Source organism: Bradyrhizobium sp. RP6 (assembly GCF_003837805.1).
GTDB lineage: Bacteria > Pseudomonadota > Alphaproteobacteria > Rhizobiales > Xanthobacteraceae > Bradyrhizobium.
Window position 1 is genome coordinate 1 of record NZ_RQIT01000039.1, and the last position, 26,379, is coordinate 26,379.

Consider the following 26,379-nt stretch of genomic DNA (forward strand, 5'->3'; position numbering starts at 1 on the left):
TCCGTGGAGACACCCTCTCCCCAGCCCTCCCCCGCTTGCGGGGGAGGGAGCGCACCTCCCGCGTCGCCGGCACTGCGGGACAATGGCTCCTACGCCGCGAAAGTCGCCCGAATCCTCTTCGTCTCCAGCAGCGCCATCACGCCATCCGCGGCCACCGGCCGGCTGACTAGATAACCCTGCACTTCGTCGCAGCTGACCTGCCTGAGATATTCGAGCTGGTCGGCGGTCTCGACACCCTCCGCCACCACGCCGATCTGCAAATCGCGCGCAAGGGAGATCACCGATTTCACGATCGCGGCGCAGTCCGGCTGCACCAGCATGTCGCGGATGAAGGACTGGTCGATCTTGATCCGGCTGAACGGCAGCTTGCGCAGGTAGGTCAGCGATGAGAACCCCGTGCCGAAATCGTCCAGCGCCACCGTGACGCCGAGCTCCAGCAGCGCGTTCAGGATCGATGCGGCCGAGCCGTATTTCGACAGCAGCATCGATTCCGTGATCTCGATCTCGAACCGGTTGGGGGAGACTTTCGCATCGGCCAATGCCTGCACGATGGTCTGGAGGATGGCCGTGTTGTGAAACTGCGACGCGGAGAAATTCACGGCAACCCTGATGTCTTCGGGCCAATCCGCCAACGTCGCGCAGGCGCGGCGGATGACCCATTCGCCGATCTCGTGGATCAGCCCGGTCTCCTCCGCGATCGGGATGAATTCGCTTGGCGGCACCAGCCCGCGCGAAGGATGCTGCCAGCGCAATAGCGCCTCGAAACCGGTGATCCGGTTGGTGCCGAGATCGAGGAATGGCTGAAACACCAGGAACAGCTCGTTTCGTGCGATCGCACCGTCGAGGTCCGCTTGCAGCGCCTTGCGGTCGCGGGACAGCCTGTCGTCGGCTTGCTCGAAGAAGCACACGGTGCCCGGCCCCGCCTTCTTGGCGCGATAGAGCGCAGCGTCGGCATTCTTCATGATATCGAACGGCGTATTGCCGTCGCGTGGCGCCAGCACGATGCCGACGCTGGTCGCGCCGACGATCTGACGGCCCTCGATCTGGAACGGTTCAACGAAGGCCGCAACGAAGCGCTCGGCGATTTCGAGCGCATCCTCCGGCCGCGCCAGATTGGCCATGACCAGCGCGAACTCGTCGCCGCCGATGCGCGCGACGTGCTCGGCCACGCGCGTGCAGCGTTGCAGGCGGCTGGCGACCTGGACCAGGAATTCGTCCCCGGCGGGATGGCCGAACTTGTCGTTGACGTCCTTGAAGCGGTCGAGATCGAGCAAGAGCACCGCGAATTCCTCGCCGGACAATGCGAGTCGCCTCAAGGCGGCATCGAGCGTCTCGTTGAAGGCGACGCGGTTGGGCAGATGGGTCAGGGGATCCAGCCGCACCGTGCGCTCGGCCTCGATCTGCCGCATCACGCGCCGCGCGAACGAGAACGAATTGACGAATACGCCGCGCAAGAGGACGCTGCCATAGACCACGACGAGAAAGGCGATCAGCAGGAAGGCCAGATCGCCGTTCCTGCCGAGGCAGATGGCGATCCCGACGAAGATGGGGGCCGTGAAAGCGATGGCCGCGATCGGGATGGTGGCGAAGGCCAGCGCACCGCCGGCCAGCATGCCCGAACACAGGCAGGTGATGACGAGCTGGCCGCCGGTCGAGGCGTTGGCGAAGAAGGCGACCGGGACGATGCCCCAGGCGGAGCCAAGGATGAAGGCGTTGCGCACCAGCCGGTGCATGGCCCGGCGCGAGACGAATTGCGGCTTGGTGATGCGGCGCGCCGCGTGGGATTGCAGGCCAAAAGCGATCGCGGCCCCGGCCACGGTGGCCGCCCAGATCAGGGCGAGGGTCCTGTCCGGCGACTGCCACAGTGCGATGGCGAGCACGATGGCGTTGCAGGCATTGCCGAGCATGATGCCGACCGAATAGCTGAGCACCAGCGACATCTGTTCGGCGCGGATATGCCCGGCCATGGCTTCGTCGGTTGCGGGACCGCCAAAGGCCGACAGATCGCCGGCGAACAGCCGTGCGACATAGTTGGTCGTTTGAGTCCGCATTCGATAGCCTGGCAGCACCGGCCGTTTGTCCGGCTCGATCGGGAGAATTCGTTGCAAACCTTTGACGAACTATGAATTATCCCCGTTCGCCACGACCGGCGTGACCACATCTGCGTGTTCAAATCGCGGTATCGATAACAAAATCGATACGAACGCGCGGCTGTGCGGTTGTGCACCGGGCCTTAAACTCGCGCCGCAGTCAGGCCAGCATGAAGGTCGGCCGCCCCCGATAGCGGGCCTGACCAGAGGTCCGGGGCGGGCCCAGATCCGGGTCTTCATGATCCGCACCGAGTTCGGTGTGCGGGCCCTGCGTCAGGCCGGATCGGCCGGGGCAGGCGTCAGTCCGCCTTGCGCCGCCGGCAGGCGGGCAAACGCGCTGCAGCGCAGCTACGGAACAACGTTACATCTGGAAATTCACGGGAACGAAACGTGGCGTCAGTCTTTTTCGGCCTTTGGGAGGTGCGCATGACTTCTCAGACCATCGAAGGCGCCTGTGCATTCGCTTGGCGAAACTATCTGCTGCTCAACAGCGGCATCAGCGAGAACGACAACAGGCGTTCCGCGCTCTATCGCTACGTCACCGACCTTCGCGATATGGGCGAAGACAATTTTGATCTCTTGCAAATAGCGGCAGTCGCATATTTGAAGAAGTTGGACGAGCTGCATGATGACCGCTGTGCGAGACTCGCGGCGGATCAAGTCTTGGCCGAGTGTTTGGAATCGCGCAGTGCACAGCCAACACGGAGATCATAACACCTAACAAGGAGCGAAAGACATGGCAGACAAAACCGCCAGCGCAGATCGTTTCGCGCGCGATACCCGAGGGAGCATTGCCGCGGCGACAGCAATCGGCATCAACGCGTTGAAGCCAATCATGCACTTTCAGATCTCAGTGCTCAGGATGTGGGCGGATAGTATTGAGAGGTTCGCGAGCAGCTACGACAAACGGCTGGAGGAAACCGCCACGTCCGTCGACGGACAGGCAGATGAACGGTCAGGCAAGGAGCGTGCCGCATAAATCAGCGCGGATGGGGGAAGCCGCTCTGGAGTCGGCGGTAAGCTGTCGCCGATGCTAGGCCCTTCGCCCAGGCGTCGCGGCTGACTTCTGCGCCCTTATCTCCGTGCACTGGTCAGCGTCCGAGCTGTTTCGGATCGTAATAGAAGCGCTCCTCGACTAGCTTGTCGCCCCGCCAGGTCTGCCACGCGATCTCGTCCAGCGTCCGTGTGACGCCTTCGGCATTGGTGAAGCTGAAGGTCCAGCGCGTCGCGACATGGTCACCTTCGATCAGGCTCGGTCCGACGCGGACGGCCTTGACCTCTTTGGACGCCGCCAGCACGCCGCGCTCCTTGGCGACGAGCTTGTCGCGCCCGACCGTCGGGGCGGCGTTGTTCTCGTAAGTCGCGGCATCAGGCGTATAGAACTGTTCGATCGCGCCGACGAAGTCCCCATCCTCCAGACGTCTGGCGAATGCTTCGACGATGTCACGGCTGGGCATGGCACATCTCACAATATAACCGACTCATAGTCGGTAAATACCGACCCGTGGTCGAAAAGTCAACTGGCCGCCTCCCGTGAATTCGGTTAGACGGGATTCATGGCGAGACAGGCGGAGCGGCGCGCTGCGACAACCGAAGCGATCCTGACGGCAGCGCGCCGCTTGTTCGGGACGCAAGGCTTTGCCGCCACCACCATGGACGAGATCGCGGAAGGCGCTTCCGTCGCCAAGGGCGCCGTCTATCATCACTTCAAGACCAAGGAGGCGGTGTTCGAAGCCGTGTTCGACCAGGTCTCGCGCGATCTCGTTGTCGAGATCGATCGCACGGCACGGGCCCAGAAGGACGTGCTCGCCGCGATGGTTGCCGGCACCCAGCATTACTTTACCGCGACCGCGAAGGGCCCGACCGGCCAGATCATTTTACGCGACGGTCCCGCCGTGCTCGGCTGGGAACGCTGGCGCGAGATCGACGCCAGGCATTTCGGCGGAAAGCTGCCGCGCGCGATTGCGGCGGCCATGGAGGCCGGCCTGATCGCCCGCCAGCCGGTCGAGCCGCTGGCACGGCTGCTGCTCGGCGCAGTCACGGAGGCCGCGGTCGCCTGCGCCGGACGGGCCGACATCGCAAGGGCAGGCGCGGAATACGCCCGTGCGTTCAAGTCGCTGGTCGAGGCGCTGCGCGTGCGCGAATGATTGTGCTAAGTGAACGACGGAAACGCCCCCACCAACAAGAAGAACAGTAGCGCATGAACGCAAATCCCTCCCTCGCGCCGTCCGATCCCGAATTCGACTACGTCATCGTCGGCGCCGGCTCCGCCGGCTGCGTGCTCGCCAACAGGCTCTCCGCGAGCGGCAAGCACAGCGTGCTGCTGCTCGAAGCAGGCCCGAAGGATTCCAACATCTGGATCCACGTGCCGCTCGGCTATGGCAAGCTGTTCAAGGAGAAGACGGTCAACTGGATGTACCAGACAGAGCCGGAGCCGGAACTGAAGGGCCGCCAGGTGTTCCAGCCGCGCGGCAAGACACTGGGCGGGTCGAGCTCGATCAACGGCCTGCTCTATGTTCGCGGCCAGCACGAGGACTATGACCGCTGGCGCCAGCTCGGCAACACCGGCTGGGGCTATGACGACGTGCTGCCCTATTTCAAGAAGGCCGAGAACCAGTCGCGCGGTGCGGATCAGTATCACGGCACGGGCGGTCCGCTGCCGGTGTCCAACATGATCGTGACCGATCCGCTGTCGAAAGCCTTCATCGACGCCGCGGTCGAGAGCGGTCTGCCCTACAATCCTGATTTCAACGGCGCGACCCAGGAAGGCGTCGGCCTGTTTCAGACCACGACGCGCAACGGCCGGCGCGCCTCGACGTCGGTGGCCTATCTCGGTCCCGCGAAGGCGCGCAGCAATCTGAAGATCGAGACCTCCGCCCACGCTCAGCGCATCCTGTTCGAAGGGCGCCGAGCCGCAGGCGTCGAATACCGGCAAGGCGCCACCTTGCGCCGCGCCCGCGCGCGGCGGGAAGTCGTCGTGTCGAGCGGCGCCTACAACTCGCCGCAGCTGCTTCAGCTCTCAGGCGTCGGGCCCAGCGATCTCCTGCGCAAGCATGGCATCGAGGTGGTGCTCGATGCTGCCGGCGTGGGCCATGATCTGCAGGATCACATGCAGGTCCGCATCGTCATGCGCTGCTCGCAGAAGATCACGCTCAACGACACCATCAACCATCCGCTTCGCCGCACCATGGCCGGCGCACGCTATGCGCTGTTCCGCAAGGGCTGGCTGACGATTGCGGCCGGCACGGCGGGCGCGTTCTTCAAGACCAGCCCGCGTCTCGCCTCGCCCGACATCCAGGTCCATTTCCTGCCGTTCTCGACCGACAAGATGGGCGAGAAGCTGCACGATTTCTCCGGCTTCACGGCGTCAGTGTGCCAGCTCCGGCCCGAGAGCCGCGGTAGCCTGCGCATCAAGAGCGCCGACCCGACCGTGCCGCCGGAGATCCGCATCAACTACATGTCGACCGAGACCGACCGCACCACCAATGTCGAGGGCATCAAGATGCTGCGCAAGATATTGAACGCACCGGCGCTGAAACCGTTCGTGGTCAGCGAGCAAGACCCCGGCGCGAAGGTATCAACCGACGCGGAGATACTGGATTATTGCCGGGAGCGCGGCAGCACCATCTATCATCCGACCTCGACCTGTCGTATGGGCAACGACGCGCTCGCGGTAGTCGATCAGCGGCTGAAGGTGAGGGGGCTCGACGGCCTTCGCGTCGTCGACGGCTCGATCATGCCGGACCTCGTCTCGGGGAACACCAACGCGCCGATCATCATGATCGCCGAAAAGGCCTCCGACATGATATTGGAGGATGCGCGTTAATTCGCAGTTTGAAAGGATTTGGACTTGGCTACGCGACTGAGGATCGGCACACGCAAGAGCGCGATGGCGCTGGCACAGACGGAAGAGATTGCGCGCCGCCTGACCGCCGCCGTGCCCGGTCTCGATGTCGAAATCGTCAAGTTCGACACCACGGGCGATCTCGACCAGACCAGCAAGCTCTTGCCGCATGGCGGCAAGGGCGGCGCCTTCGTGGCGCAGATCCGCGCTGCCGTGCTGTCGGGCGAGCTCCAGGCGGCGATGCATTCGCTGAAGGACATGCCCGGCAACGAGGATACGCCCGGCCTCGTCATCGGCGCCACGCTGTCGCGCGATCCGCCTGGTGATGCGCTGGTGCTGCGCGACGGCGTGACCCTGGAGGCGCTGCGCCAGTCCCGCGGCAAGGGTTTCAAGATCGGCACCAACGCGGTGCGCCGAGCGGCCTATGCGCGGCGGCTGTTTCCCGATGTCGAGGTCATCCACTTCCGCGGCGCCGCTGACACGCGTGTTCGCAAGCTCGACAATGGCGAGAAGCAGCGCCTGCCGGATGGCGGCGCGGTGGGGCCTGCCGATGCGCTGATCATGGCCCGTTCCGGCCTCGATCGCGTTGGTTTGGCGAACCGCATCGCCTACGAATTCTCCGCAGCGGAGATGCTGCCGGCGGCAGGGCAGGGCATCGTCGCGGTCGAATGCGCCGCGCAGGATTGGCAGACGCGACAGATCCTGTCGTCGATCGACGACGCCTCTGCGCACGCTTCCGCCGACGCCGAGCGGGAGGTGCTGTGGGTGCTCAATGGTCACTGCAATTCGCCGGTCGCGGGCTTCTCGACCATCACGGGCGATCACATGTCGCTCACTGCCTCGGTGCTCGACCTCTCCGGCAACACCATCATCGAAGCCTCGCGCACCGGGCCCGCCAACCGTCCGCGCGAGCTCGGCCGCGCGGTCGGATTGGACCTGCTGGCGAAGGGTGCGGCGGAGATCATCGAGCGCAGCCGGCCGCGCTAAGGCGCTTTCGGCTGCCGACGTCGGCATTGCCAGCGCAGCGAAGCAATCCAGACTGCTACCCGCGGAAAGACTCTGGATTACTTCGCTGCGCTCGCAATGACGGGTGTGGTGGGGAAGCGCCGTCGCACCCGCGCTCCAGCAGGCCGCTTGGCACGCTGGTCCTTCTCAAAACGGGTCAGTGGCGATGATGCCACTATGCCCCTGTTTTGCCCGACGGGTCAAATCTCGTCGCTTCCGGACCTAAAGCTGCGCCGTGCGAAATTCTCCAATGATTTGTACTGTGCATGGGGTTGTTTTCGCACTTTTTGTATCCGCCCGCCTAAGAGGCGGAAAAATCAGCCCCGCACCCGCCTGATCATCTGCTCGACATGGGCGATCGGCGTTTCCGGCTGGATGCCGTGGCCGAGGTTGAAGATCAGCCGCCCGGCAGCAAAATTGGCCAGCACGGTGTCGACCGCGCGGTCGAGCGCGGCGCCGCCCGTGATCAGCACCAGCGGATCGAGATTGCCCTGCACCGCAACCTTGCTCTGCACCCGCTCGCGAATGAAGGCCGGCTCTGCGGTCCAGTCGATGCTGACCGCGTTGACGCGGGTTGCCTCGACATAGCCGGGCAGCAGCGCCCCGGCGCCGCGCGGGAAACCGATGATTTTCGCGTCCGGCACCTTGGCTCTTACGCCCTCCACGATGCGCCGCGTCGGCTCGGTCGACCAGCGCGCGAACTCGGCAGGCGGCAGCACGCCGGCCCAGGTGTCGAAGATCTGTAGCGCGTCGGCACCGGCGGCGAGCTGTGCCAACAGATACTCGATCGAGCTGTCGACCAGTACGTCGATGATCTCTGAGAAAGCTTCAGGATGGCGGTATGCCATCATCCGGGCCGGTGCCTGGTCCGGCGTGCCGTGCCCCGCGACCATGTAGGTCGCGACCGTCCAGGGGGCGCCGCAGAAGCCGATCAGCGCGACCTTGGGGTCGAGCGCGCCGCGCACGATCTTGAGCGCCTCGAACACCGGCTCGAGCTTGCCGAAATCTGCGCGCGGCGCCAGCGTCGCCACCCTGGCCGGATCGTCCAGCGGCTCGAGCCGCGGGCCCTCGCCGACCTCGAACCGCACCTCACGTCCGAGCGCATAGGGGATCACCAGAATGTCGGAGAAGATGATCGCCGCATCGAAGCCGAACCTGCGGATCGGCTGCAGCGTCACCTCGGCGGCAAGCTCCGGGTTGAAGCAGAGATCGAGGAAGCCGCCTGCCTTGGCGCGCACCTCGCGATATTCCGGAAGGTAACGCCCGGCCTGCCGCATCATCCACACAGGCGGGATGGTCTGGCGCTGGCCGGAGAGCACGTCGATGAAAGGCTTTCTTGCAGACTGGGGCACGAATGGTCCTGAAGAGGGTTATCGCTCCTGATACACCGCCGCGGCCCTCAGCGGAACAGGGGAACCTGTGCAATCGGACCGCGTTGATCAGCCAATGGAGGAGATCATGGCTGAGACATTCAATCCCGCGCCGCACGACAAGCACGCCGAAGACCTGCGCGAGGCGCTCGCTGCCGACCGCAACGCCAAGCTCGACGCCGGGCTGAAGGATACGTTCCCGGCTTCCGATCCCGTGAGTGCCGCGCAACCGACGCCCTCGAAGGCCGATGCGGATGCCGATCATCCTTCGCTCTGGGACAAGGTCAAAGCCATCTTCAGCTAACGGAACTCGGCGCCGGATTCCGATCGGCTTGCTAATGCCTTGTTAGCGACGCGCTGATCGCGGCGTCCGTAGGACTACTGGAAAGCGACAGATCGCTGCGTATTGGAGTAGCGATTTCAGAGTTCACTAATAGAAGCGGCAGAGGTTCCCCGACATCGGAGAACTCTGCCGCATGAGCGCTGCTACCCAACGAGCCGGATGGAGCCGCCTGCCGCTGCGCGCGGCGGCGTTCGTCGTGCTGACCTGTGCGACCATTCTCGGCGTCAGTGGCTGGCGCGAATGGGCCGCGCGCGACGCGGTGGTCCGGGGCGCCGAGACCGAAATGGCGAACGTCGCCCGTTCGCTGACACAGCATGCCGAGGACAGCCTCGATCTCCTGGATTTCGGCGTCGTCGGCGTGGTCAGCCGGTTGGAGATGGATGGCACCGGACCGACCACGATAGCCAAGCTCGGGACCCTGCTGGACGTGCGCAAGAAGGCGATCGCGCGCATCCACAGCTTCGACATCATCGACGATCAGGGCAACTGGCTGACCTCGCCCGGTACGGTCGGCTCGACCCTCAGCGATGATGCGTTCTTCCGACATCACCAGCTCTCGCCGAAGCGTGAGGCCTATGTCGGCCGTCCCGTGAAGAGCCTGCTCGATGGCGAATGGGTCGTCCCACTGTCACGCCGTTTCAACAAGCAGGACGGCAGCTTCGGCGGCGTGGTGCTCGCGACCATCAGCTCCAGATATCTTTCGCATTTCTACGAGCAGTTCGAGATCGGTCGCAACAGCTCCGTGACACTGACGCATCGCGACGGCATGATCCTCGCGCACAATCCCGGCAACGAGAAATTCGTCGGACGCAGCGTCGCCGACACGCCTTTCTTCCACGAGCCGAGCCTGCAGCGGCCGAGCGGCGCCTATCACTTCAAATCGCCGGTGGACGGCGCCGAACGTGTCAGCTTCTTCAATCGCAGCAGCCGCTTTCCGCTTCTCCTGGTCGCCACGGTCGACAAGGACGAGCTGCTCGCGCCCTGGCGTGCCACGGCAATCTCCCGCATGCTCTACGTGCTCGCGCTGGTGATGCTGATCGCGGTCATCGGCGGCGTGCTGGTGCGGCAGTTGCAGCGCGGCCAGCGCATGGCCGTCGCGCTGGCGGAGAAGGAGGCGCATTTCCGCCTGCTCGCCGAAGGCTCCAGCGACATGGTGACGCGCATCGGGCTCGACGAGCGGCTGCGCTATGTCTCGCCCTCGTCGGTTCGCGTCGTCGGCTGGCGCCCCAATCAGCTGATCGGCACGCCGGCTCTTGCGGGCATCAATCCGGAGGATCTGCCGGAGGTCCAGGCGATCGTCGACGCCATGAAGCGTGGTGAGAAGGAGGAGGCGCGTCTCATCTACCGCAACTCGCACCGGCAGAACGGCGAAATCTGGCTCGAATCGACCATGCAGGTGACGCGCAACGACAATGGCCGCATCGACGGCGTGGTCGCGATCTCCCGCGACATCTCCGAGCACAAGAAGCTGGAAACCAGGCTCGAAACACTTGCGATCGAGGACAGCCTCACCGGCCTCGCCAATCGTCGCCGCTTCGACGAAGGGCTGAAGGAGGAATGGGCGCGCGCCTATCGCGACCGCTCCAGCCTTGCTCTGCTGATGATCGATGTGGACCACTTCAAGGCATACAACGATGAGTACGGCCATCCCGCGGGCGATGCCTGCCTGCGCCGGATCGCAAAGATCATCGCGGCCGAAACGCAGCGCGCCGGCGATCTGGCGGTACGCTATGGCGGCGAGGAGTTCGCCGTGCTGCTGCCGAACATCGACGCCGCCGGCTGCGCCCGGGTCGGCGAGCGGATCCGCAGCGCCATTCGCGAGGCCGGTCTCGTTCATGGCAGCAATCTGGCGGCTGGATGCGTCACCGCCTCGGTCGGCGGTGCGACCTGCCGGCCGGTGCTGGAGCGCACGGCGGGTGTGGCCTCGCTGGTCGAAGCTGCCGACCGGGCGCTCTACGCCGCCAAGGACGCAGGCCGCGACCGCCTGGTGATGTCCGGCGAGGTCATGAACCTGCTGCCCAAGGCGTCCGGCGAGTAAGACCGATCAATAGTGCGGCGGACGTTCGTTGGCGGGCCCCGGCGCATTTGCCTCGGCCTCCTGCAGCCGCTCATTGAGCTGCGCGATCTGCCGCGTCAGCGTGTCGATCTGCTTCCACTGCGCGGTGATGGTCTGGTTCAACGTCTCGATCGTGTCGTCCTGGTAGGCAATGCGCGTCTCCAGCGTGTCGATGCGCTCGCTCAGCGTCTTGATCTCATTCGTCACGTGCCCGCGTCCTTGTCCCGTTCCCGCAAACCGTGGCCGAGCGCGACGCGTTCGTCAAACACGAAGCATTCGCCGCGCCAGCGGCTCTCAGCCTCCGGCACCTCCTCGAGATATTTGAGAATGCCGCCTTTGAGGTGATAGACCTCTGCAAAGCCGCGCGCGAGCAGATGCGCGCTCGCCTTCTCGCAGCGAATGCCGCCGGTGCAGAACATCGCAATCCTGCGGTGTTTGGCCGGATCAAGCTCAATCGCGGCAAAGTCCTTGAACTGGCCAAAGCTCTTGATGCCGGGGTCGACCGCGCCCTCGAAGGTCCCCATGGCCACTTCGAAGGCGTTGCGGGTGTCGAGCAGCAGCGTGTCGGGCTTCGCAATCAGCGCGTTCCACTCGGTTGCATCGACATAGGTGCCGACCTGGCGGGTCGGATCGGCAGTCTCGTCACCGAGCGTGACGATCTCCTTCTTCAGCCGCACCTTGAGCCGCCCGAACGGCATCGCCTCGGCGGTCGAGAATTTCAACTCGAGCTTGTTGAGCCTGCCGCCGAATATGTCGCCGTGTGCGAGTTCGTGGGCGAAGGCATCGATCGCCTCCGGCGCACCGGCGACAGTACCGTTGATGCCCTCCTGCGCCAGCAGCACGCTGCCCCTCAGCTTAAGGCCAGCGCAGAAGGCGCGCAGCGGCTCGCGCACCTCGCGGTAATTGGGGAGGGCGACGAATTGATAGAAGGCCGCGACCTTGGTCGCCGAATTCGGATCGGACATGGCGGCTCGTTTAGCAGGCGGCAGCCATCCGGAAAACCCGCAAGGCCGCTAGCGTCGAAAACTCCATACGTCCAGCGGATGGCAGCCATTTTCCTGGTATGCCAGCATTGCCCCGCTGGGCCGGAATGTGCCATGTAGAGGCGGTTTTCGAGATGGCGCGCCACCCGCGCCCACGACCAAGAGAGCAAGAAATTCGATGAGAAACTTCCATTTCCCGGGCAGGTCCACGGTCCACGCCACCAACGCGATGGTCGCGACCTCGCATCCGCAAGCCTCGCTCGCGGCGATCGAGGTGCTGCGCGATGGCGGCACGGCGGTGGATGCGGCCGTTGCCGCCTCTGCCCTGCTCGGCGTGATCGAGCCGCAATCGACCGGCATCGGCGGGGACTGTTTTGCGCTGATCCAGCCGCGCGGCGAGGGCAAGATCAACGCCTATAACGGCTCCGGCCGTGCGCCCAAGGCGGCGAACGCCGACTGGTATCTCGAGCGCAAGATCAACTCGGTGCCGCTGACCTCGGCGCACGCGGTCTCGATCCCAGGCGTGATCGATGCCTTCGCGACGGTTCTGCGCGACCACGGCAAGTTCGGCTTCGACCGGCTGCTTCAGCCCGCGATCAAGGCGGCCGAGGAAGGCTACGTCGTCGCGCCGCGCATCGCCTTCGACTGGAAGAACCAGTTCGAGAAGCTGAAGAATGGTACCAACACCGTGCGCTACCTGCTGCCGGGCGGCAAGCCGCCGGTGGCTGGCGACGTCATTCGTCAGGCCGAGCTCGGCAAGACCCTGCGGGCGATCGCCAAGGACGGCCGCGACGCCTTCTACAAGGGGCCGGTCGCGGAAGACATGGTCGAGACCCTCAGGGGAATCGGCGGCCTGCACACGCTTGACGATTTCGCCGCGCATACCACAGAGGTGACGACGCCGATCGGCACCATGTACAAGGGTTACGACGTCTGGCAGTGCCCGCCGAACGGACCGGGCCTCACCATGCTGCTGATGCTCAATATCCTGTCGCGGTTCGATCTGACAAAATACGCGCCGCTCAGCATCGAGCGCTTCCATCTCGAAGCCGAGGCCGCGCGCATCGCCTACATGCACCGCGAGGTGCATGTCGCCGATCCCGACCATATGCAAACCGAAGTCGCCAAGATCCTCGCCAAGGAGTTCTGCGACGAGCACATCGCCAAGATCCGCATGGACGGCATGCTCGACCTGCCGAATGTCGCCCCGCCGATGAACCCCTCGACCATCTACATCACGGTGGTGGACAAGGACCGCAACGTCTGCTCGTTCATCAACTCGATCGCGCACTCCTTTGGATCCGCCATCGTGTCGAACAAGACCGGCGTCTTGTTCCAGAATCGCGCCGGCGGCTTCCGCATCCAGCCGGGTCACCCCAACTGCATCGAAGGCGGCAAGCGTCCGTTGCATACGATCATGCCGAGCCTGCTGACCAAGGGTGGACGCTCCGTGATGCCGTTCGCGGTGATGGGCGGCCAGTATCAGCCGACCGGCCAGACCCATGTCTTGACCAACATCCTCGACTACGGCTGCGACGTGCAGGAGGCAATCGACATGCCGCGCGGTCTGCATTACGAGGGACAATACCAACTCGAGGACAGCGTGCCGGCTGCGATCGTCGAAGGCTTGAAGAAGCTTGGCCACAAGACCACCAGCGTGGTCGGCCCGCTCGGTGGCGCCCAGGCAGTCTGGATCGACTGGGACAAGGGCACGCTCACCGGCGGCTCCGATCCACGCAAGGATGGCTGCGCCCTCGGCTATTGAGTTGGCGCGGGTTCCGCGCGCAAGATCAGGAAAAGTTGACGAAGGGCGGCGCGGCATTTGCTGCGCCGCCCCTTCTCATTCGGAACTGCACTCATTGCTCCAAGTTAAGGGGCGATGAGCAGTGCAGGCGTGCGCTGCTCTTGCAGATAGCGGCGGAGGCCGGCCCATGTCCGACAAATCCAGTTCCAGAACATCGACATTCGATCGCCGGGCCTTCATGGCCGGTGCCGCCGGAAGTGCGCTGGTTCCGATGACGGCGCGTGCGGTTGCGCAAGATGCGAATGAGCCTGTCGCGCAGGATCCGTCGCTTCCGGTTGAGGTCACGCTGCGCGTGAACGGCAAGGACAAGCGTCTGCGCATCGACGCGCGCACCACAGTGCTCGATGCGCTGCGTGAACATCTCAAACTCACAGGCAGCAAGAAGGGCTGCGACCACGGTCAGTGCGGCGCCTGCACGGTGCTGATCGATGACCGGCGCGTGGTGTCGTGCCTGACGCTGGCGCTCGCAGCCGAAGGGCAGGAGATCACGACGATCGAAGGCCTCGCCACCGACGACCGCCTGCATCCAATGCAGCAGGCGTTCATCGACAACGACGCGTTCCAGTGCGGCTACTGCACGCCTGGCCAGATCATGTCTGCCGTGGCCTGCGTGAAGGAGGGACACGCGGGAAACGAGGCTGACATCCGCGAATATATGAGCGGCAACATCTGCCGCTGCGCCGCCTATCCCAACATCGTCGCTGCCGTGAAGCAGGCCGCGCCCGAGATCATGAAAGGCTAGGCGCATGCGATCGTTTTCGTATCGGAGAGCATCAGACCCCGACATGGCCGTGCGCGCGCTCAGCGCCGCCGCAGCTGCCAACAATCCGCTGACGAAGGCGACCGCGCAGCCGCTCGCCGGCGGCACCACGCTGATCGATTTGATGAAGCTCGACGTGATGCGGCCCGCTGCGGTCGTCGATATCAACCCGCTGGCTCACGCCTGGTCGGCGATCGAGCCGGACGGCGAAGCCCTGCGGCTCGGCGCGCTCGCAAAGATGTCCGACGTGGCCGCGCATGCCGAGATCCGGCGCAGCTATCCGGTGATCGCGGATTCGCTGAGGCTCGCCGCCAGCGCCCAGCTGCGCAACATGGCGACGCTGGGTGGCAATGTGATGCAGCGGACGCGTTGCAGTTACTTCCGCGATGTCTCCTATGAGAATTGCAACAAGCGCAATCCCGGTTCCGGCTGTGCCGCAATGGACGGCGTCAATCGGATGCATGCGGTGCTCGGTACCTCCGACCAGTGCATCGCGACCTATCCCGGCGATTTCGCGCAGGCGCTGATCGCGCTTGATGCCGTGGTCGAGATCACGGGCAAGGCCGGCACGCGCAGCATGCCGTTCGCGCAGCTGCACAAGGCACCGGGCAGCACGCCCGAGATCGAGACCACGCTTCAGCCCGGGGAGCTGATCTCCGCCTTCTCGATCCAGGGCCGGTGGCCCCGCTCGGTGTATCTCAAGGCGCGCGACCGGCAATCCTACGAATTCGCTCTGTCCTCGGCTGCGGTCGCCCTCGACGTGCAGGATGGCACGATCAGGGACGCGCGCGTCGCGCTCGGCGGTGTCGCCACCGTGCCGTGGCGGGCGCGCGAGGCGGAGGCGCTCTTGAAGGGAGAGAAGTTCGACGAAGCGCTGGCACAGCGTGTGGCCCATGCCGCCTTTGCGGACGCCCGTGGCCGTCGGCACAACAGCTTCAAGATCGGGCTCGGCAGGCGTGTGGTGGCACGCGCGCTTCAGCAGGCCGTAACGATGGAGATCTGACCATGACCGCTGCAGCTCCCGAGCCCAAGGCGAATATGGGGCGGCCCGTGCCGCGCTACGATGCGACCGCAAAGGTCACGGGACGGGCGACTTACGCCTCCGACATGCCGCTGGACAATCCGGCCTATGCGTTCCTGGTCACCAGCGCTATCGCCAAGGGCCGCATCGACCGCTTCGATCTCGACGACGCTAGAGGCGTCCGCGGCGTGATAGACATCATCACGCACGAGAACGCCCCGAAGCTGAAGGAAGCGAAACTGTTCAGCAATGGCGGCTATGCCGGCACCACGATCCAGCCGCTGAAGTCGGCCGAGATCGCGCATGACGGCCAGATCATCGCTGTGGTCATCGCGGAGAGCTATGAGGCGGCGCGCGAGGCCGCCAGTCGCGTCAAGGTCAGCTATACGGCGACGGCGCCGAGTGCGAGCTTCGAATCGGCGGGTACTACGACGGCAGCCGCAAAGGGACAGAACGCGCAGTTCAAGGAAGATCCCGTGGTCGGCGACTTCGCCAAGGCCTTCGAGGCGGCCGAGGTCAAGCTCACCGCGTCCTACGACACGCCGACACAGCACCACAATCCGATGGAGCTGTTCACGACCAGTTGCGCCTGGATGGGCGACAATCTCGTCGTCTACGAGGGCAGTCAGTATGTCTATGGCCTGAAGAACGGCGTGGCCGAGCAACTCGGCATCGACGCCGACAAGGTGCGCGTGGTCAATCCCTATGTCGGCGGCGGTTTTGGTTCGCGCGGCTCGATGACGCCGCGCACAGCCATCATCGCCGGCATTGCCAAACGCCTCAACCGCCCGATCAAGCTGGTCCCGACCCGCGACCAGGGCTTTACCATCGCGACGTACCGCGCCGAGACGCGGCACGAGATCAAGCTCGGTGCGAGCCGGGATGGCAAGCTGGTCGCTTTGAGGCATGAGGGGGCTGAAATCTCCTCGCGGCCCGACGCCTATTGCGTCGGCGGCACCAAGACCACGACGCGACTCTATGCGTGCCCGAACATCGAAAGTCTGGTGTCGATCGTGCGCGCAGACCGTAACACGCCGGGTTTCATGCGCTCGCCGCCGGAAGTGCCCTATCTGTTCGCGCTGGAAAGCGCGATGGACGAACTCGCCGTGAAGCTCAACATGGATCCGGTCGAACTTCGTCGCATCAACGACACCACTACCGAACCCATTGGCGGCAAGCCCTACACGTCGCGGTCGCTGATGGCGTGCTTCGACGAAGCCGCCAAGGCGTTCGGCTGGTCGCAGCGGTCGCCGCAGGCAAGATCGATGTCCGACGGGGATTGGTTGCTCGGCTACGGCTGTGCCGCCACCTGCTATCCGACGCAGATGGCGCCGTCAGCCGCCCGCGTTCGCCTCCAGCGCGATGGCCGCACCCGTGTCGAGGTCGCCGGTCACGAGATCGGCACCGGTGCTTATACAGTCATCGCCCAGACTGCGGCCGAGCGGCTCGGCGTGCCGCTCGAGAAGGTCGCGGTCTTCCTGGGCGACAGCGACTTGCCGCCCGCGCCGGTTGCCGGCGGCTCGAACTCGACAGCCAGCACCTGCTCCGTGGTGATGATGGTGTGCGATCAGATTCGGCAGCGCCTGTTCAAGGCGGTGATGCCGAGCGACAGCATCGCCGACAAGGCCAAGGAGACTGTCGGCATCAGCCCGGCACCGTCGACCCGGGCGGCGAAGGGCGACCGTCCGCTCGACATCGAGAAGGCGTTCGATGCGCTCGGTGTCGGCGTGGTCGAGGAATATGGCGAGTGGAAGCCGGAGGGCGCACCGCTCGACTCCTTCAGGGCCTTGCATGCCGGGCAGCCTCGGTTCGTCGGCGGTCACCAAATGAAGGACAAGATCGCCTATGCCTTCGGCGCCGAGTTCGTCGAGGTCCGCGTCAACCGCTTCACGCACGAAATCCGTTGCCCCCGGCTTGTCGGCGCATTTGCGGCAGGCAGGATCATAAATCCACGCACCGCCCGCAGCCAACTGATGGGCGGACTGATCTGGGGCATGTCTTCGGCGTTGCTGGAAGCCACCGAGGTCGACGAGCGCAATGCGCGGTACGTCAACGACAATCTTGCCGACTACCTCGTGCCCGTGAATGCCGATGTGCCCGGCGTCGAGGTCATCATGCTCTCCGAGCAGGACGATCACATCAACCCGGTGGGCGCAAAGGGGCTCGGCGAGCTTGCCAATGTCGGCACCAATGCCGCGATCTGCAACGCGATCTATCACGCCACCGGCCAGCGTATCCGCAGCTTGCCGGTACGTCTGGAAAATATCGAGGTCTAAAGGGGTGGAAACGGCGACGGCGTTGGGTTAGACACCCTCCCGCCTCTAATGGAAGGTGCCCTATGCAGCGTTTTCAGCGCGTGCTCCTCGCCCTAATCTCGGCACTCGCGATCACCATGATTGGTGGCGCGTCCGATTTCGCTTCCACCACGGCCTCGGCCCAGACCGCAGGAAAGACCATGACCACAGCTTCAGGCTTGCAGATCATCGACTCTACCGTCGGCACCGGTGCCTCGCCGCAGCCCGGTCAGATTTGCGTGATGCACTATACCGGCTGGCTCTATGAGAACGGCCAGAAGGGCAAGAAATTCGACAGCTCCGTCGATCGCAAGGAGCCGTTCGAATTCCCGATCGGCAAGGGCCGCGTCATCGCCGGCTGGGACGAGGGTGTTGCCTCGATGAAGGTCGGCGGCAAGCGCACGCTGATCATCCCGCCGCAGCTCGGCTATGGCGCGCGCGGCGCCGGCGGCGTGATCCCGCCGAACGCGACTCTGATGTTCGACGTGGAATTGCTCGCGGTGAAGTGACGGCGTAGCCGTCATTCCGGAGGCGATGCGCAGCATCGAATCCGGAAGCTCGAGATTCTCAGGTGCGCAATCGCGCACCATGGTTCGGCTCTGCGCGCCGCCCCGGAATGACTGCATAAATAAAAAGACCGGCCTTTCGGCCGGTCTTTTCGCCTTCAGCTCTAGCGGCGTCACTCGGCTGCGCGCTTTGCGGCAGCAGCAGCGCGATCCATCGCATCTTTCGCGGCGTCCTTGGCGTCGCCCATGGCTTGCTGGCCTTTGCCCTTCACCTCCTGCACCGCGCCTTCGCCCTTCATGCGATCGGAGCCGGTGGCTTCGCCGATGCCCTGCTTGGCCTTGCCGATTGCCTCGTTGGCGTTGCCCTTGATCTTGTCGGTCGTGCTACCCATGAAACACTCCTTCCATTTTGCTCGGTGAGACAACGTCCGGCAGCTACCAGTGTTCCGATTTTGGTATGGCTTGCGGCTGCGGCTTTGGGGTATTTTGCCGCGTACGGAACCAACAGAAAGCAAGTCCCATGACCGGCCATGACCACTCGCATTCCCACCATGACCACGATCATGATCGCTGGAAACATGACGGCGTGCGCGTCATTCCGGGTAACCAGCTCGACAGGAACGTACCCTCGACGGCCGGTATGGACCGCGCTGCCGCCATCAATTTCGCACGTGTCGGCGCACAGAAATTGTGGGCGGGCACGGTCAGCATCAAGCCGGATGCCAAGACCGGCGCACATCATCACGGCCATCTCGAAAGCGTCATCTATGTGGTGAAGGGGAAGGCGCGGATGCGCTGGGGCGAGAGCCTGCAGTTTACCGCGGAGGCCGGCCCGGGCGACTTCATTTTCGTTCCGCCCTATGTGCCGCACCAGGAGATCAACGCCAGCCCGGACGAGGTGCTGGAATGTGTGCTGGTGCGCAGCGACGGCGAGGCGGTGGCGATCAACCTCGACATCGAGCCGGTGGAGAAGCCCGAGACCGTGCTGTGGATCGACCCGGTGCACCGCGATCCCAACGAGAAGAAGTAGGGCCGTTCGGAGCGCGGGGTTCGGTGCGACAGAACCCCGCAGATCGGGTCCGAAAAATGAGTCGGAAGCGGTGTCGGATGGCGGCCTGGCCGACCGTCCTTGGGCAGAACCCCACCCGAGGAGCTTCCCGATGCCCAAGATGATCTTCGTCAACCTGCCGGTGACCGACCTCAATCGCGCGACCGCCTTCTATGAGGCGGTCGGTGCGGTCAAGAACCCGCAGTTCAGCGACGAGACAGCGAGCTGCATGGTCTTTTCCGAGACCATTTTCGCCATGCTGCTGACCCACAACAAATTCCGCCAGTTCACGCCGAAGCCGATCGCGGATGCCAGGACCTCGAACCAGGTGCTGTTCTGCCTCTCCGCGGACAGTCGCAGCGAAGTCGACGATATCGTCGCCAAGGCCCCGGCGGCAGGCGGAGTGGCCGATCCCAGCCCGAAGGACGAATACAGCTTCATGTACGGCCGCAGCTTCGAGGATCCCGATGGCCATATGTGGGGTGTGAACTGGATGGACCTCGGGGCCGCCCCTCTGCAGCCCGAGATGGCAAACGCCTGATCCGAACCCGGAAGATCTGAAGAGGAGCATTCACGATGTCCAAGCTCGTGCCCTGCATGTGGTTCAACGGCGATGCCGAGGACGCCGCAAAATTCTATGTGTCGCTCGTTCCGAATTCGGCGATCACGCACGTCCAGCGCAACGTTTCGGACGGCCCTTCCGGCAAGGAAGGCTCCGTGCTCGTCGTCGAGTTCACGATGGCCGGACAGCCGCTGGTCACGCTCAACGGCGGGATGAAGATGGAATACACCCACGCGATCTCGCTGATGATCCATTGCGACGACCAGGCGCAGGTCGACAGCGTCTGGAACGCGTTCCTCGCCCACGGCGGCAAGGAAGAGCAGTGCGGCTGGCTCAGGGATCGCTGGGGCGTGGCCTGGCAGGTGGTGCCGAAAGTGATGTTCGAGTTCCTGTCGAGCCCGGACAAGGCAGCGGCCGCGCGCGCGATGCAGGCCATGATGAAGATGGTGAAGCTGGACGTCGACGTGTTGCGTCGTGCGTTCGATGGCAAGTCGGCGACGTGAGGCGGGACGGAGTTCCGCCCGCACGCACTCGGTCATCGCCGGCCTTGACCGCGCGATCCAGTAGTCCGAGACGGCTATGATGAAACCGATAGGCCGCGGTGTACTGGATTTCCCGCCTGCGCGGGGAATGACAGCCGTGCTGTTGCGCTAATAATTGATCCGCAGCCCGACGCCGCCGTGGATCGTGTTGCCGACCGGCTGCGGGCCAAGCGTGCCGTTGGCGAAGAGGTCCACGATCCAGCCCTTCTGCACGCGGAAGCCGAGGCGGCCGCCATATTCGAACCAGCCCTGGTTGCCCATGGTCGGCACCACCACGCCGTTGCCGGTCACGGTGGCGACGATGCCGCTGTGGCTCGCAAACGACTGCACCCAGCCGCCATTGATGTTTGTCTCGATGTTGCTGCCGAAGAGATGCGTCCACTGGCCGCCGATCTTGACGAGGCTCGTGCGGTCGGTGCCATCAGCGATGGTGGCGTCGAATGGATTGAACGCCACCGTACGGTCGCTATAGCCGGAGACACGCTGCCAGAGCTGCCACACCTCGATCGAGGCTGCGACCTCGTCGCGTGGCGAGAGGCGGCTTATCCAGCCGGCGCGACCGTAGACGGCGTAGTTCGAGGCGTTGGTCGAGCTGGTCACGCTCACCGGGCCGAGACTGGTATCATAGCTGCGCGTGTAGCGCGCCTTCTCCCATGGCGTCAGGATCGTGCCGACGTCGAAGAACGGCCGCGACGAGCCCCAATCGGTAAAGTCATAGCGCAACGCGAAAGCGCCGATCGGTGCGCTGGTGATCTCGTAGCCACGCCCGTCGTAGTGCGTGTAGGCGATGCCGGCTAGCAGCGACAGATTGTTGGTCAGCGCCTTGCGGCCGTGGATGCCGGCCGAGAACGAGCCGGCCGAGCCGAATGCGCTGATGCAGTCGCCGCAATTGATCTGCTCGTTGACGCCGAGCAGCACCGTGCCGAGCACCCGGTTGGTGATCATCTGGTTGAAGCGCTGGTTGGCGAGGCCGCCGATCGAATTCCCGCTGGAAGCCCCGCCGGTCGGTGTCGGGCTCGGCGACGGATATGGGCTGGGGGAAGGATACGGGCTCGGCGATGGTGAGGGCGCAGGAGTCGGGGAGGGCGTTGGCGAGGGCGAGTAGGTCGGCGACGGATAAGGCGTCGGCTCGCCGCACTCGGACCCGCACTCCGACGCCTGCGCAGCCGCCGGGCGGGTCCCCCACGCGACAAGCGCAAACGCGGCCAATGCGGTCAGCACGCCGATGAGGATGAGGCGCTGGAAGCGGTATTTCGTCATCGTCAGCGCCCGCACAGCATGCCGTCGTCCTGGACGGTTGGCGTGATGGTCGGCGAGGCGCCGGCATACTGGTTGACCGCGCAAAGTCCGGCACTCGCGGCGCAGTTGGCCGCAAAGGTCCAGGGCGGCGTGTTGGCCTTGGTGATGCCGACCTTGCCGGCGGTCGAGGTGATGATCGCGGTGTCGCTTGGCTGGGTGAGCTGCACGCACTGGGAGCTCTTGGTGCAGACGCTGGCCGCACCGTCCTGAAGCACGACCACGGAGCGCCCGCGTTGCGAGAGAATGTCGAGCGTGGTGCCGCGCACACCGATGGTCGCAAGCGGCGTCGTGATCTTGTAAGCGGCCTTGTCGGAGCGCCCGGTGACGAAGCGGAAGGCGCCGGTGGTCATGCGGATCGCGACGTCGCGATAGCTGCGCTCGTCGTTGAAGACGGTGCGGTCGAGCTTCAGCGTGGCGCTCGGGCCGAGCGACAGATTGGTGCTGTCGGCCATCACGAAACGCGCCGCGCTGTCGGCGCCGGTGCGCACGGTCTCGTCGCGCAGCATGCTGTCGCCGACATTGATCGGCGTCGTGGTCGCGGCCACGCGCACCACTTCGTTCTGGATCACGACAGCTTCGCCGACCCGCGTCTGCGCCTGCGCGCAAGAGCCTGCGCACAATGCGGCCGTCGACAGAATGGGGAAAAGCCAAAAACGCAAATTCATTTCGCAACCGATCGATGTGTCCCTTGATCGTACCGGATCGCGCTCGCTTGCGATGTGGCGTAATTATCACAAGCGGCGCGGGACGTGCGCTATGCTTAGTGACAGTTGCGGCAGAATGCGTTCAATGAAAACGACGATCCTTGTTTTTGTCCGCGGTGACGCAAATTTGCCACGCAAGATATCTCAACAGCAGCCGCTCGAGGCGTTCGCAGTTCCAAAACTGTCGCGGAGCGCAGTGCTTGCTGTCGCGATTTTCCTGGTTGCCCATCTGGCGCTGCTGATCGGTCTCGCCACGCCGGAGAAATTCGTCTTCGACGAGGTGCATTACGTCCCGGCGGCGCGGCAGATGCTGGCGCCTGTGATGTCGCAGCCGATGCTCAATCCGATGCATCCGCCGCTGGCCAAGGAGCTGATCGCGGCATCGATCGCGACCTTCGGCGACAACGCGTTTGGCTGGCGTTATCCCGCGACGTTGTTCGGCGCACTGGCGATCGTCGCAATCTATCTGTGCGGCCTTGCGCTGTTCTCCGCGCAAGGGCCGGCGATCGCCGCGGCTCTGATCGCAGGCCTCAACCAGATGCTGTATGTACAGGCGCGCATCGCTATGCTCGACATCTTTGCGCTCGGCTTCGGCCTGCTCGCGACCGCCGCCTTCATGCATGGCTTTCGCAGAGAGCGGCCGCAGGCAATGTTCGCGCTCGCGGGCAGCTTGTTCGGCTGTGCTGCGGCCTGCAAATGGAGCGGTCTGTTTCCGCTTGGCGTCTGCATCGTGATCGTCGCGGTGATCCGCCTGATGCAGGGCTGGCGCACGTTGTTTGCCGACGCGAAGCCGGACGACTGGTATCGGCCGGAGCTTTGGCCCGGCTTCAGGCTGCATCACGTCGCGCTCTGCTTCGCCGTCTTGCCGGCGGTGGCCTATCTTGCCGCTTTCGTCCCGCTCCATGGAGTGTCGCTGCCGGATCTGATCGAGGCGCAGCGGCGAATCTTCGCCGACAACACCACGACGGCCATCGCCGGCCACACCTATATGAGCGCATGGCCGTCCTGGCCGTTGCTCGCGCGCCCGGTGTGGTTCCTGTTCGACAAGACGGCAGAGGACAACGTCGCTGCGATCGTCTTCCTCGGCAATCCGCTGGTGCTGTGGCCGGCGCTGCTCGCCCTCGTCGTGGTGCTGCGCGATTTCATCGTCGCCCGGCGGTGGGATGCATTCCTGATCGCGGCATTCTATTTCGGTCCCTGGCTCGCCTGGGCGCTGCTGCCGCGTACGCTGGGCTTCATCTATTACTATCTGCCGGCCGCGACCGAGGCTTCGCTGGCGCTGGTCTATGTGCTGCGCCGGGAGGGGCTGCCGCGCTGGCTGCTGTGGGCCTATGTCGGCGTCGCTGCGGCCGGCTTTGCGGTCATGCTGCCGATCTCCGCGGCCTTCGTCGGCACGTCGATGCGAACCTTCGGCCGCCTGATGCTGTTCCAAGGCTGGATATGACTTCGCCGCCTGCCGGAGCTGCGGCAAGCGGCGTGTCCGGCGCGACGACTGCGAATTACTTCGCTGCGGTCTTGGTGTCCATGTTCACGACCTGGACGCGGCGGTTGGTCGGGTCGGTGCCGTTGGCGGCATCCTTCAGCTTGGTCTCGCCGTAGCCGACGGTGACGAGATCGGTGCCGTTGAGGCCGTAGTTCTGCACCAGGTATTTCTTGATGGTGTCGGCCCGCCGTTCGGAGAGCCCCTGATTGTACGCTTCGCCACCGACCGCGTCGGTGTGGCCGGCGACCACGAAGGTCGAGCCCTTCAGCGCCGGATCGGACAGCGCCTTGCCGAGCGCCTGCACCGATGCCACCGACGTCTTGGCGATGTCGGCGGAGTTGTAGTCGAACTGGATCTCCAGATCGATCTTCGGCTTGGTCGCCGCGAGCTCGGCAATCTGCTCGCGCTCGCCCGTCGAGAGCGACCGGGTCGAGCGGTTGCGTACCGTGTTCAGGAAGGTCGATTCCCTGGCTTGCGCGGTCGTATCGGCCTGCGGACCGACGGACAGGCCGCGGGTTGCCGGCTTGGGCTTCAGTGCGTCGATGATCTGGCTGGCGGAGACGTTGTTGTCGCCGGCGAGCGCAAGGCTCGCCGTCATCGACAAGGCTGCCGAGAGAGTCATCGCCTTGAGTCCAAAGAACTTATCAAAACGGGTCATTGTCGTATCCTCGCTGCTACACTTGTTGGCGATTTGATGCTGCGAGCCTAGGGCAGGTTCAAAGGCGCTGGCGTGATCTCGGTCACATTCGAAATTCCCCGGGGGACTCTGATATGTCGGGCTCGAAGCGCCGACCGATGTGAACATGTGGCTGGTCGACCGCCTCATTTGGCGGCGCTTATCGCTGCCAGCCGGAAGCACGCGGCGGTGCCTTGTGCGAGCCGGGAGCGTCGGGGAGCGCCCAAAAGCCGCAGGCTGAGAGCGAGCTGATTCGGCAGTGCAGCAACGAAATGTCTTCTCTCTGAAAAACTTGCCGTTGAAGAATGGCAGTCGCGGCGGCCGGCATCAGGCCGGCTGCCTTTTCTGGAGGAGAAGATTGATGAAGACCCTGTTGCTCGCGACGGCATTCGTGGCGCTTGCTCTGTCCCCCGCATCCGCCGCCAAGATGGCGTGCACCAGTGCAAATATGGCCAAGCTCGTTGGCGGGATGGGTGGAGAAGACACGCCGGGCAAGATCGCAGCGAGGAAATCGATGGCCGCGGCCAATTCCGAAATGAGCAAAGGCAATATGCGCGGCGCCTGCAAGCATTATATGAGCGCCGAGAAGGCGATGGCGATGAAGTAGGCTTCCGGGATTCCGGACGTCATGGCCGCGCTGGCAGCAGATGGCAGCGCGGCTTTTTCGTGTTCCTGCTTCTTGCCTTGCGGCGAATCCGGCTACATTGCATTCTGCAATGCCCCGCGCCCCGAAACCCCTTCCGCTTTCGACCACACAGGCCCGGCAGATCTGGCTGCATGCCCAGCGGCTCGACGTGCGTGCGCCGTTCGGGGAGGGCGCGCCGGCGGTCGCCGCCGCGACTGCTCATCTCGGCTATGTGCAGATCGACACCATCAACGTCATCGAGCGCTGCCATCACCACATCCTGTTCAGCAGGATCCCGTCCTACCGTCGCGCCGATCTTCGCCAGGCCCAGAGCGTCGACAAGAGCGTGTTCGAATACTGGACCCATGCGCTGTCCTACGTGCCGAGCAGCGACTTCCGGTTCTTCCTGTCGGCGATGCGCGAGCACCGGCGCGAGGGACACAGATGGTTCGCCTCGGTGAAGCCGGCCGACACGCGCAAGGTGATGCGACTGCTGCGCGCCGGCCCGCTGACGATCCGCGACATCGAGGACGACGTGCTCGTCGAGAAGGAGCACCTCTGGCAGAGCCGCAAGCCGTCGAAGCGCGCGTTGCAGCTCGCCTTCTATACGGGCGCCGTGACCATCAGCGAGCGCCAGGGCATGCTCAAGACCTATGAGCTGATGAACCGTCATTTCGGCTGGGACAAGCTGCCGAGGGCGGCATCGGCAAGGGAGATCACGGCCTATCTGCTCGATCGCGCGCTGCGCTCCCAGGGCGTCGTCAGCCTCGATTCGATCTGCCATCTCGACGCGCCGAGCAAGAAGCCGGTCGCGCGCCTGATCGCCGCGCGCGTCCGCCGCGGCGAGCTGGTGCCCGTTGCGCTCGAAGGTGCCGGCAAGCAGGAGCATTGGACCTCGCCCGCAGCGCTGGAGGCGGGCGGCGAGGGGATATCGCCCGATCTCGTCCACATCCTTTCGCCGTTCGATCCCCTGATCATCCAGCGCAAGCGCACCAACCTGATCTTCGGCTACAACCATCTGTTCGAAGCCTATGTGCCGAAGGCCAAACGCAAGCTCGGTTACTTCGCGCTGCCCGTGCTGGTCGGCGACGAGATCGTCGCCGCCCTCGATCTCAAGACCGACCGGCAGGCGAAGAGGCTGTTGATGCAGAAATGGACCTGGGTCGGGCAGGGGAAGAAGACGGCGGGACGCAAGGAGCTCAAGCGGAAGATCGAAGAGGAGCTGCACCGCTTCGCGCAATTCCAGCTGGCCGACTAAAGCGCGACGGGATTGGGACGAATCGTCATCGCTATCGAGGTTGTTGTTTACTCATGATCTTTCCGGAAAGTCGCTTCGCAGTTTTCCGGATTGTGCTTTGAGCGTC

General features: G+C 64.4%; 27 protein-coding genes. 18 read left to right on the top strand and 9 right to left on the bottom strand.

Translation table 11 applies throughout. The features are described from left to right. Nucleotides 1–89: 89 nt before the first annotated feature. Nucleotides 90–2,051: a putative bifunctional diguanylate cyclase/phosphodiesterase gene (locus tag EHH60_RS35560; RefSeq protein WP_124163832.1), complete on the bottom strand. Its 1,962-nt coding sequence runs from the start codon at nt 2,049–2,051 to the stop codon at nt 90–92. 465 nt (nt 2,052–2,516) lie between these two features. On the opposite strand from EHH60_RS35560, the gene EHH60_RS35565 reads away from it, so the two are divergent. Together EHH60_RS35565 and EHH60_RS35570 are read left to right on the top strand one after the other, a co-directional pair. After that, nucleotides 2,517–2,804, top strand: a complete 288-nt coding sequence (locus EHH60_RS35565; RefSeq protein ID WP_124163833.1) for a hypothetical protein — start codon at nt 2,517–2,519, stop codon at nt 2,802–2,804. A 22-nt stretch (nt 2,805–2,826) separates the two neighbouring features. Then, nucleotides 2,827–3,069, top strand: coding sequence for a hypothetical protein (locus EHH60_RS35570; protein WP_124163834.1), 243 nt, complete (start codon nt 2,827–2,829; stop codon nt 3,067–3,069). A 112-nt stretch (nt 3,070–3,181) separates the two neighbouring features. Here EHH60_RS35570 and EHH60_RS35575 read toward each other — a convergent pair whose 3' ends face one another. Beyond that, complete coding sequence (locus EHH60_RS35575) at nt 3,182–3,547, bottom strand: nuclear transport factor 2 family protein (RefSeq protein ID WP_124163835.1); 366 nt, start codon at nt 3,545–3,547, stop codon at nt 3,182–3,184. A gap of 99 nt (nt 3,548–3,646) precedes the next feature. On the opposite strand from EHH60_RS35575, the gene EHH60_RS35580 reads away from it, so the two are divergent. The 3 genes from EHH60_RS35580 to hemC are packed head-to-tail and all read left to right on the top strand — an operon-like array spanning nt 3,647 to nt 6,921. Next, the gene (locus EHH60_RS35580; protein WP_124163836.1) at nt 3,647–4,237 is read left to right on the top strand and encodes a TetR/AcrR family transcriptional regulator; all 591 of its coding nucleotides are present in this window, start codon (nt 3,647–3,649) and stop codon (nt 4,235–4,237) included. Between the two features lie 53 nt (nt 4,238–4,290). Further along, on the top strand, nt 4,291–5,916 hold the full coding sequence (locus tag EHH60_RS35585) for a GMC family oxidoreductase (protein ID WP_124163837.1): 1,626 nt from the start codon (nt 4,291–4,293) through the stop codon (nt 5,914–5,916). Nucleotides 5,917–5,940: 24 nt separating this feature from the next. Beyond that, nucleotides 5,941–6,921, top strand: a complete 981-nt coding sequence (gene hemC, locus EHH60_RS35590; RefSeq protein WP_124163838.1) for a hydroxymethylbilane synthase — start codon at nt 5,941–5,943, stop codon at nt 6,919–6,921. A gap of 335 nt (nt 6,922–7,256) precedes the next feature. On the opposite strand, the gene hemE is transcribed toward hemC, so the two are convergent. Further along, complete coding sequence (hemE, locus tag EHH60_RS35595; protein WP_124163839.1) at nt 7,257–8,291, bottom strand: uroporphyrinogen decarboxylase; 1,035 nt, start codon at nt 8,289–8,291, stop codon at nt 7,257–7,259. Between the two features lie 106 nt (nt 8,292–8,397). Between hemE and EHH60_RS35600 the strand changes: the two genes are divergently transcribed. Continuing rightward, the gene (locus EHH60_RS35600) at nt 8,398–8,613 is read left to right on the top strand and encodes a hypothetical protein (protein WP_199752473.1); all 216 of its coding nucleotides are present in this window, start codon (nt 8,398–8,400) and stop codon (nt 8,611–8,613) included. Between the two features lie 172 nt (nt 8,614–8,785). Next, nucleotides 8,786–10,690, top strand: coding sequence for a diguanylate cyclase (locus EHH60_RS35605; RefSeq protein ID WP_124163841.1), 1,905 nt, complete (start codon nt 8,786–8,788; stop codon nt 10,688–10,690). A gap of 6 nt (nt 10,691–10,696) precedes the next feature. Here EHH60_RS35605 and EHH60_RS35610 read toward each other — a convergent pair whose 3' ends face one another. Both EHH60_RS35610 and trhO read right to left on the bottom strand, forming a co-directional pair. Beyond that, nucleotides 10,697–10,915 (bottom strand): SlyX family protein, encoded by a 219-nt coding sequence (locus EHH60_RS35610; RefSeq protein WP_124163842.1) that lies wholly within the window; start codon nt 10,913–10,915, stop codon nt 10,697–10,699. Further along, a complete protein-coding gene (trhO, locus tag EHH60_RS35615) occupies nt 10,912–11,673 on the bottom strand; it encodes an oxygen-dependent tRNA uridine(34) hydroxylase TrhO (protein ID WP_124163843.1) in 762 nt (253 codons plus the stop codon). Before trhO ends, EHH60_RS35610 begins: the two co-directional genes overlap by 4 nt. Nucleotides 11,674–11,869: 196 nt before the next feature. Here trhO and ggt point away from each other — a divergent pair, with 196 nt between their 5' ends. The 5 genes from ggt to EHH60_RS35640 all read left to right on the top strand — a co-directional run bounded on the left by ggt (nt 11,870) and on the right by EHH60_RS35640 (nt 18,079). Continuing rightward, nucleotides 11,870–13,456, top strand: a complete 1,587-nt coding sequence (gene ggt / locus EHH60_RS35620) for a gamma-glutamyltransferase (protein ID WP_124163844.1) — start codon at nt 11,870–11,872, stop codon at nt 13,454–13,456. A 166-nt stretch (nt 13,457–13,622) separates the two neighbouring features. After that, nucleotides 13,623–14,237 carry a (2Fe-2S)-binding protein gene (locus tag EHH60_RS35625; RefSeq protein WP_124163845.1) on the top strand — a complete coding sequence of 205 codons (615 nt, stop codon included), beginning with the start codon at nt 13,623–13,625 and terminating at the stop codon, nt 14,235–14,237. A gap of 4 nt (nt 14,238–14,241) precedes the next feature. Then, the gene (locus tag EHH60_RS35630; RefSeq protein ID WP_124163846.1) at nt 14,242–15,258 is read left to right on the top strand and encodes an FAD binding domain-containing protein; all 1,017 of its coding nucleotides are present in this window, start codon (nt 14,242–14,244) and stop codon (nt 15,256–15,258) included. Between the two features lie 2 nt (nt 15,259–15,260). Next, nucleotides 15,261–17,552 carry a xanthine dehydrogenase family protein molybdopterin-binding subunit gene (locus EHH60_RS35635; RefSeq protein WP_124163847.1) on the top strand — a complete coding sequence of 764 codons (2,292 nt, stop codon included), beginning with the start codon at nt 15,261–15,263 and terminating at the stop codon, nt 17,550–17,552. Between the two features lie 62 nt (nt 17,553–17,614). Further along, a complete protein-coding gene (locus tag EHH60_RS35640) occupies nt 17,615–18,079 on the top strand; it encodes an FKBP-type peptidyl-prolyl cis-trans isomerase (protein ID WP_124163848.1) in 465 nt (154 codons plus the stop codon). A 170-nt stretch (nt 18,080–18,249) separates the two neighbouring features. On the opposite strand, the gene EHH60_RS35645 is transcribed toward EHH60_RS35640, so the two are convergent. Next, nucleotides 18,250–18,468 (bottom strand): CsbD family protein, encoded by a 219-nt coding sequence (locus EHH60_RS35645; protein WP_124163849.1) that lies wholly within the window; start codon nt 18,466–18,468, stop codon nt 18,250–18,252. Between the two features lie 128 nt (nt 18,469–18,596). Between EHH60_RS35645 and EHH60_RS35650 the strand changes: the two genes are divergently transcribed. The 3 genes from EHH60_RS35650 to EHH60_RS35660 all read left to right on the top strand — a co-directional run bounded on the left by EHH60_RS35650 (nt 18,597) and on the right by EHH60_RS35660 (nt 20,189). Continuing rightward, nucleotides 18,597–19,106 (top strand): cupin domain-containing protein, encoded by a 510-nt coding sequence (locus tag EHH60_RS35650; protein ID WP_124163850.1) that lies wholly within the window; start codon nt 18,597–18,599, stop codon nt 19,104–19,106. A gap of 130 nt (nt 19,107–19,236) precedes the next feature. Continuing rightward, nucleotides 19,237–19,665 (top strand): VOC family protein, encoded by a 429-nt coding sequence (locus EHH60_RS35655; protein WP_124163851.1) that lies wholly within the window; start codon nt 19,237–19,239, stop codon nt 19,663–19,665. 35 nt (nt 19,666–19,700) lie between these two features. Next, the gene (locus EHH60_RS35660; protein ID WP_124163852.1) at nt 19,701–20,189 is read left to right on the top strand and encodes a VOC family protein; all 489 of its coding nucleotides are present in this window, start codon (nt 19,701–19,703) and stop codon (nt 20,187–20,189) included. Nucleotides 20,190–20,336: 147 nt separating this feature from the next. Here the strand turns inward: EHH60_RS35660 and EHH60_RS35665 are convergent, their stop codons facing one another. Both EHH60_RS35665 and EHH60_RS35670 read right to left on the bottom strand, forming a co-directional pair. Beyond that, complete coding sequence (locus EHH60_RS35665) at nt 20,337–21,488, bottom strand: hypothetical protein (protein ID WP_199752475.1); 1,152 nt, start codon at nt 21,486–21,488, stop codon at nt 20,337–20,339. Between the two features lie 2 nt (nt 21,489–21,490). Continuing rightward, nucleotides 21,491–22,192: a FecR family protein gene (locus EHH60_RS35670; RefSeq protein ID WP_124163854.1), complete on the bottom strand. Its 702-nt coding sequence runs from the start codon at nt 22,190–22,192 to the stop codon at nt 21,491–21,493. A gap of 52 nt (nt 22,193–22,244) precedes the next feature. Here EHH60_RS35670 and EHH60_RS35675 point away from each other — a divergent pair, with 52 nt between their 5' ends. Further along, nucleotides 22,245–23,675, top strand: a complete 1,431-nt coding sequence (locus tag EHH60_RS35675) for a phospholipid carrier-dependent glycosyltransferase (protein WP_124163855.1) — start codon at nt 22,245–22,247, stop codon at nt 23,673–23,675. Between the two features lie 55 nt (nt 23,676–23,730). On the opposite strand, the gene EHH60_RS35680 is transcribed toward EHH60_RS35675, so the two are convergent. Then, on the bottom strand, nt 23,731–24,372 hold the full coding sequence (locus EHH60_RS35680; RefSeq protein WP_124163856.1) for an OmpA family protein: 642 nt from the start codon (nt 24,370–24,372) through the stop codon (nt 23,731–23,733). Between the two features lie 379 nt (nt 24,373–24,751). Here EHH60_RS35680 and EHH60_RS35685 point away from each other — a divergent pair, with 379 nt between their 5' ends. Both EHH60_RS35685 and EHH60_RS35690 read left to right on the top strand, forming a co-directional pair. After that, entirely contained in the window at nt 24,752–24,997 is a 246-nt protein-coding gene (locus tag EHH60_RS35685; protein ID WP_124163857.1) for a hypothetical protein, read from the top strand. A 109-nt stretch (nt 24,998–25,106) separates the two neighbouring features. Continuing rightward, nucleotides 25,107–26,273, top strand: a complete 1,167-nt coding sequence (locus tag EHH60_RS35690) for a winged helix-turn-helix domain-containing protein (protein WP_124163858.1) — start codon at nt 25,107–25,109, stop codon at nt 26,271–26,273. The last annotated feature ends 106 nt before the right edge of the window (nt 26,274–26,379 follow it).